This is a genomic window from Brachybacterium sp. J153 (assembly GCF_036311905.1).
Lineage (GTDB): Bacteria > Actinomycetota > Actinomycetes > Actinomycetales > Dermabacteraceae > Brachybacterium.
In genome coordinates this window covers 1-6,510 of the sequence record NZ_JAZDCH010000030.1, presented here as the reverse complement: position 1 = coordinate 6,510, position 6,510 = coordinate 1, and the positions used below count along the sequence as shown (strand labels likewise).

At 74.9% G+C, this 6,510-nt stretch carries 5 protein-coding genes; 4 read left to right on the top strand and 1 reads right to left on the bottom strand.

Translation table 11 applies throughout. From position 1 onward, the window contains the following. Positions 1-90 precede the first annotated feature (90 nt). Positions 91-627: a peptidylprolyl isomerase gene (locus V1258_RS14720; RefSeq protein WP_329745713.1), complete on the bottom strand. Its 537-nt coding sequence runs from the start codon at positions 625-627 to the stop codon at positions 91-93. Positions 628-788: 161 nt separating this feature from the next. Here V1258_RS14720 and V1258_RS14715 point away from each other — a divergent pair, with 161 nt between their 5' ends. The 4 genes from V1258_RS14715 (at position 789) to V1258_RS14700 (ending at position 6,423) form a co-directional block, all read left to right on the top strand. After that, positions 789-1,574: a hypothetical protein gene (locus V1258_RS14715; protein WP_329750383.1), complete on the top strand. Its 786-nt coding sequence runs from the start codon at positions 789-791 to the stop codon at positions 1,572-1,574. Then, the gene (locus V1258_RS14710; RefSeq protein ID WP_329750382.1) at positions 1,564-2,277 is read left to right on the top strand and encodes a GNAT family N-acetyltransferase; all 714 of its coding nucleotides are present in this window, start codon (positions 1,564-1,566) and stop codon (positions 2,275-2,277) included. The genes V1258_RS14715 and V1258_RS14710 overlap by 11 nt, the downstream gene beginning before the upstream one ends. An 11-nt stretch (positions 2,278-2,288) precedes the next feature. Continuing rightward, positions 2,289-3,203: a tRNA glutamyl-Q(34) synthetase GluQRS gene (gene gluQRS / locus V1258_RS14705; RefSeq protein ID WP_329750381.1), complete on the top strand. Its 915-nt coding sequence runs from the start codon at positions 2,289-2,291 to the stop codon at positions 3,201-3,203. A gap of 109 nt (positions 3,204-3,312) precedes the next feature. Continuing rightward, positions 3,313-6,423, top strand: a complete 3,111-nt coding sequence (locus tag V1258_RS14700; protein WP_329750380.1) for a YhgE/Pip domain-containing protein — start codon at positions 3,313-3,315, stop codon at positions 6,421-6,423. Positions 6,424-6,510 lie beyond the last annotated feature (87 nt).

Below are 6,510 nucleotides of genomic sequence, written 5' to 3'. Positions count from 1 at the left end.
AAACCAGCACCTCACTTCCATCACAGTGGCCCGACACCCACGGTTGGGCCCGGGCCGCTCTATCCATCCAGGGCGCGGGCGCCCGGGGGATCACTTCTCGACGGTGACCTTCTCGATCACGACGTCCTCGAGGGGACGGTCGCGCATGTCGGTCTTGACCGCGGCGATCTCGTCGACGACCTTCTTGGAGTCCTCGTCGGCGACGACGCCGAACACGGTGTGCTTGCCCTGCAGGTGCGGGGTCGGGCCCACGGTGATGAAGAACTGCGAGCCATTGGTGCCCGCGGGGCGACCGGTGATCGCGTTCATGCGCTTGCCCGCGTTGGCCATGGCCAGCACGTAGGGCTCGCGGAAGTTCTTCTCCGAGATCTCGTCGTCGAAGGTGTAGCCGGGGCCGCCGGTGCCGGTGCCCAGCGGGTCACCGCCCTGGATCATGAAGCCGGAGATGATGCGGTGGAAGACGACGCCGTCGTAGAAGGGGCGGGTCACCTTCTCGCCGGTCTCGGCGTCGGAGAACTCGCGGGTGCCCTCGGCGAGGCCCACGAAGTTCTCGACGGTCTTGGGAGCGTGATCGGGGAACAGCTCGAGACGGATGTCCCCGTGGTTGGTGTGCAGAGTTGCGAACATGCGGCAATCCTCGCACAGCACCTGCCCGGGATCCTCCTGGGAGCATCGTCACCCGTTCGCGTTAGAGTTGGGGCGATCAGGTCCGGGCGTCCTGCAGGGCGCCGGGGCCCGAGGACCATCGTCGGCCCCTAGCCGGCGGACACGACCGAGAGGGGAACCCCATGGCGCACACCAAGCGCGCGGCCAAGAAGGCCGCGAAGCAGGCGACCGCGGCGCAGGACGCCGTCGGCACCACCGCACAGAAGGCGGAGAAGGCCGTCGAGGAGCTGCAGAAACTGGCCTCGACCATCGGCCCCGTGGTGTCCGAGGGCGCCCGCGAGGCCGCGCACAAGGCCTCCGAGCTGGCCACCGACCTCAAGGGCCAGTACGGCCCCGAGGTCGAGAAGCAGCTGCGCAAGCAGGGCGAGAAGCTGTCCGAGCTGTCCGGCAACCTCGGCCCCCGCGCCGAGAAGTTCCGCCACGACGTGGAGGACGACTACCTGCCCCGCGCCCGCAAGACCGCCACTGCGACCGGTGACGTGCTCAAGGCCGCGGTCGACGCCGCGCGCGGCGAGCTGCTCAAGGGCCAGGGCGACATCAAGGCCGCCCTCGCCCCCGCCCCCGTGGCCAAGAAGAACCGCGCCGGGAAGGTCCTGCTGATCCTGGGCCTCGCCGCGGCCGGTGCCGCCGCCGGGTACGTGGTGTGGCAGAAGACCCGCCCGGTCGAGGACCCCTGGGCCCCGCCGGCGGACTTCGCCCGCGCCCACTACCCCGCCTCCGCCGCGAGCGACTCCGACTCCGACACCGTCTCGGACACCGTCGGCTCGGCCGATGCCGGCGACGTGGCGCAGTCCCTCAAGGGCGACTCCCACGGCGCGGACACCACGCCCAAGGAGGTCAAGGTGGAGTCCGACGAGTCCGCTTCGGCGGGCGAGGAGAAGCGCGGCACCCACCGCGGTGACGCCTGATCATCCGCTGAGCTCCGCTCCCGGAGCCCGCGTGCACGGCGCGGCGATCCCGTCCTCGGGCGGTGATCGCCGCGCCGTGCGTCTGTCCACGCCCCGGCTGCGCCTCGCCCCGGTCGCGGCGGACGACCTCGAGGAGCTGTTCGCGCTCCACGCCGACCCCGCCGCCTTCCGGGGCGACACGACCCCGCCGCTCACGGACCGGGTGCAGATGCGCTGGGTGCTCGGCCAGTGGCGCGCTGTGTGGGCGCGGGAGGGGCGCGGGTATCTGACGGTGCGAGCGGCCGACGGGGGCGCCGTGGGTCGCACGGCCGACGGGGGCGCGGCAGGCTGCCCGGGCGGCGGAACCGGTGAGCCGCCGACGGGCCCGGGCGGCGGAGCCGGCGGACTGCCGCCCGGCCTGCTCGGAGTCGTCGGCGTCTCCCCGCTCGCGACCGACGACGGCCCGGTGCTGAGCGCCTACTGGCGGATAGCCCCCGCGGTGCAGGGCCGGGGCGTGGCCACCGAGGCGATGCGGACGGTGCTCGCCGCTCCCCGGCTCCGCCCGCGCGGGGTCGAGGTGGTCGCGGTGACCGCGCGCGGCAACGAGGCCTCCTGCGCCCTCGCCGACCGACTCGGCTTCCGCCCCGCCGCGGCCACGCGAACCGTCCCCGGCGGTCGGGACGGGGATCTGCTGCTCGTCCTCCCTCCGGAGGACGCTCCGTAGACTGCGGGGCCATGACCTCCACCGCCGTCGGAGCGGGCCGCTACGCCCCCTCCCCGAGCGGCGATCTGCACCTGGGGAACCTGCGCACCGCGCTCCTCGCCTGGGCGCTGGCCCGCCGCACCGACCGCGCCTTCCACCTCCGCCTCGAGGACCTCGACCGGGTCCAGGAGGGCGCCGCCGCGCGACAGCTCGAGGACCTCGCCGCCCTCGGCCTGGACTGGGACGGCGAGGTGGTCCTTCAGAGCGAGCGCGGCGAGGCCCACGAGGCCGCGATCCAGCGCCTGGTCGCGGACGGCCGGACCTTCGAGTGCTACTGCACGCGGCGCGAGATCCTCGAGGCGCCGTCGGCCCCGCACGCCCCTCCCGGCGCCTATCCGGGGACCTGCCGGGATCTGACGCCGACGGAGCGAGAGGCCGGAAGGGAGCGGATGCGCCTCCTGCGCCGGAAGCCCGCGCTGCGGCTGCGCGCCGCGGTCGACTCCTGGGAGGTCGAGGACCTGTGGGCGGGGACGGTCACCGGGGCCGTCGACGACCTGGTGCTGCGTCGAGGTGACGGCGTCGTCGCCTACAACCTGGCGGTGGTCGTCGACGACGCCGCGCTCGGAGTGGACCAGGTGACCCGGGGCGATGACCTGCTGAGCTCCGCGCCCCGCCAGGCGCACCTCGCACATCTGCTCGGGCTGCCCGAGCCCGGCTACGCCCACGTGCCGCTCGCGCTCGGCCCCTCGGGGGCGCGCCTCGCCAAGCGGGACGGGGCGGTGACCTTGCGGGATCGGCTCGCGCGCGGCGAGTCGGCGGCGGACGTCCTCGAGCGGCTCGCGGCCTCGATCGGCCTGCCCGGCCTCCGGAGTGCGGACGCGGTGCTCGCGGCCTGGGACCCGGCGACCCTCCCGCGGCAGCCGTGGGTCGTGGACCTGCCCGCCTGAATCGCGCCCGGGCGGGACGGCGGGCCTCGTGCGCGCCGCTGTCTACCTCCTCACTCCGCGCTGCATACACTCGCGTATTCGATACATTGCTGTATCGTCGCTTTCCGTGATGGATTCTCCCCGTGTCCCGCGCACCCCCTCGTCCGCCGCGCCCGCCTCGTCCACCTCGTCGGAGCCCTCGGCGACGCCTTCGCCGGCCCCGACCCCGACGCGCTCCGCCCGCGCCACTGCCCGCTCCCGCGCCGCGGCGCTGCTGCCCGCCGAGTGGAAGAAGCCGATCGCCGCCCTCTTCGTGGCCGGCCTCGCCCTCGTGCCGCTCATCTACTCCGGCGCGATGACCTGGTCCTTCCATGACCCCTCGGGGCGTCTCAGCGGGATCACCGCGGCCGTCGTGAATCTCGACGAGGGTGCGGACTCCACCTCCCCCGACGGCACCACGACGCATCTCGACGTCGGCGCCGAGTTCACGGAGGAGCTGGTCACGCGGGAGGAGTCCGGGACCGTCTACCGCTTCGTCGAGACCACCCCCGCCCAGGCCCGGGCGGGCCTGGCCAACGGGACCTACGGCGCGACGATCGAGGTCCCCGCGGACTTCTCCCGCCAGGTCGCCTCCCTCGGCGGCGACGCGGCCGACGCCGCCCCCGCGATGCTCACCGTCACCACCAACGACTCCGTCAACTACGTGGGCGGCAACTTCACCAAGTCGATCGGCACCGCCCTGACCGCGTCCCTGCGCGACAGCGTGCTCGAGGAGTACCTCGACCAGGTGTACGTGGGGTTCACGAGCGTCCACGACGGCCTCGAGGACGCCGCCTCCGGCTCCGGAGAGCTCGCGGACGGCAGCACCGAGCTGCACGAGGGCACCGGAGAGCTGGTCACCGGCACCGCGGACCTCGAGGACGGCACCGGCCAGCTCGCAAGCGGGGCCGACGACCTCGCCGACGGGGCCTCCGACCTGCACGCGGGATCCCTCGACCTGGTCGCCGGACTCGACGAGCTGGCCTCCGGCGCGATCACCCTCCAGGACGGCACCGCGACCCTCGCAGCGGGCGCCCAGCAGCTCGACGGCGGGCTCGCCGAGCTCGACGCCCAGGGCACCCCGCTCCGCGACGGTGCGCAGCAGCTCGCCGACGGGACCGCGCAGATCGACGCGGGCGCCGGCTCCCTCGCCGACGGCAGCCGCCAGGTCGCCGACGGCACCGCCGCCCTCGACGAGACCGTCTCCGCGGCGGAGCAGTCCCTCGCCGACCTCGGCGTCACCGAGGAGTCCGTGCAGGCCACGAGCGATGATCTGGTCGCCGCGATCGATGCGCTCGAGAACCTCGCCGACTCCCTCGCCGCCCCGGCCTCCGACGCCGGCACCCTCGCCGAGGACGCGACCGCCCTCGACACCGCCGCGGGCGAGGCCGACACCGCCGCGCAGGATCTCGCCACGTCGGCCGCGGACCGCTCCGCCGACGCCGCCACCGTTCGCGACGGCGCGCGGGACATCGCGGCCGACGCCGGCACCCTCGACACCGCCGTCCAGGACGCGGCGACCTCCGCGACGACCGCCCGCAGCAGCGCCGACACCGCCTCAGAGACCGTCGCCGGCTACGCCGACGGGGTGGACGACCTCGCCGCCCGCTGTGCCGACTCGGGCGCCGACGAGCAGTTCTGCGCGGACCTCACCGCCCTCTCCGAGGACTCCCCCGCGACCCGCGAGGCCGCCGCGACCGCCGCCGCCGATGCGAGCACCGCCGAGACCGACGCGACCGACGCCGCCTCACAGTCCACCGAGCTCTCCGAGACCGCCGCCTCGATCGACGCCGCCGCGGACCGCGTCGCGACCGACCTCGAGAGCCGCGCGACCACGACCGAGCAGCTCGCCTCCGACATCGGCACCCTGCGCGAGGACGTCTCCGCGCTCGCCACCGCGGCGGGCAACCTCGACACCTCGCTCGCCGAGGTGCTGGCCGGGGCCCCGTCGGCCGAGGACCCCACCGCCTCGAGCCTCGCCGACGAGCTGGCCTCGCAGGCGCGCACCGCGGCACAGGCCGCGCCCGAGGCGTACGCGACGCTGCAGCAGGGCGCGGAGGACGTGCACCGCCTCGATGACGGCGCCCAGCAGGTCGCGAGCGGCGCCGAGCAGCTTCGCGCCGCGACCGGCACCGCCTCCTCGGGCGCGACGGACCTCTCCACGGGCGTCGTGCGGTACACCGACGGTGTCGGCACCGCCGCCGACGGCGCGGACGAGCTCGCCGCGGGGTCGACCACCCTCGCGAACGGGTCGGAGCAGCTCGCCGACGGAGCGACCACCGCCGCGGACGGGGCCGACACCCTCGCCTCCGGCGCGGGGACCCTCGCGGACGGAGCGGGCGACCTCGCGGACGGGGCGGACCAGGTCGACGACGGCGCGACCCGCCTCGCCGAGGGCGCGACCTCCCTCGACGACGGCGCCGCCCAGCTCGAGGACGGCGCGGACGAGCTGCACGAGGGCCTCGAGGGCTCCGTCGACGACGTCCCGACGTACACCGACGCCGAGCGGGAGCACCTCTCCGCGACCGCCGCGGATCCGGTACAGATGACCTTCGACCGCCTCCACGAGCTGACCCGCTTCGGGGAGGGCCTGGCGCCGCTGTTCCTGTGCATCGGCCTGTGGGTCGGCGGCATGGCGATCTTCCTGATGATGTCGCCCTTCTCGGCGGAGGCGGCGGCCGCGGGGGCGTCCCCGCTGCGTCTCCTCGCCGGGGGCCTGCTGCCGGCGCTCGGCCTCGGGGCGCTGCAGGCGCTCATCGCCGTGGGCGTCCTCCACTGGGGCATCGGGGTCGAGGTCGACCACCTGGGCCTGATGGTCGGGATCGCCCTGCTCGCCGGGGCCGTGTTCGTGACGCTCAACCATGGCTTCGGAGCGCTACTGGGCCCGGTCGGCAAGTTCGTCGCCCTGGTGCTCATCGCGCTGCAGGTCTCCGGCGCAGGCGGCACCTATCCCGTCCCGACCCTGCCCCGCTTCTTCCAGGTCCTGCACCCGTACCTGCCGATGAGCCATGCGGTCGACGCGCTGCGCGGCGCGATCGGCGGCGGCTGGATCGATCCGCGCGGAGACCTGCTGTGGCTCTCGGGCTGGCTCCTCCTGGGGCTCGTCCTCGGCCTCGCGGGGGCGGTCCTGCAGGGCCGACGCGCGATGCGCGATGGGCTCTCCCCCGCCACCGCCGCGGCGGGGGCGGTCAGCGGCGGGTGAGGTCTGGGGCGGGCTGGCTGGGTGGCCCAGCCCAGCCCAGCCCAGCCCAGCCCAGCCCAGCCCAGCCCAGCCCAGCCCAGCCCAGCC

What these genes read in the sequence shown, in the direction of transcription:
- V1258_RS14720 (WP_329745713.1), bottom strand. Translation starts at nt 627, where the DNA reads ATGTTCGCAACTCTGCACACCAACCACGGGGACATCCGTCTCGAGCTG.
- V1258_RS14715 (WP_329750383.1), top strand. Translation starts at nt 789, where the DNA reads ATGGCGCACACCAAGCGCGCGGCCAAGAAGGCCGCGAAGCAGGCGACC.
- gluQRS (WP_329750381.1), top strand. Translation starts at nt 2,289, where the DNA reads ATGACCTCCACCGCCGTCGGAGCGGGCCGCTACGCCCCCTCCCCGAGC.
- V1258_RS14700 (WP_329750380.1), top strand. Translation starts at nt 3,313, where the DNA reads ATGGATTCTCCCCGTGTCCCGCGCACCCCCTCGTCCGCCGCGCCCGCC.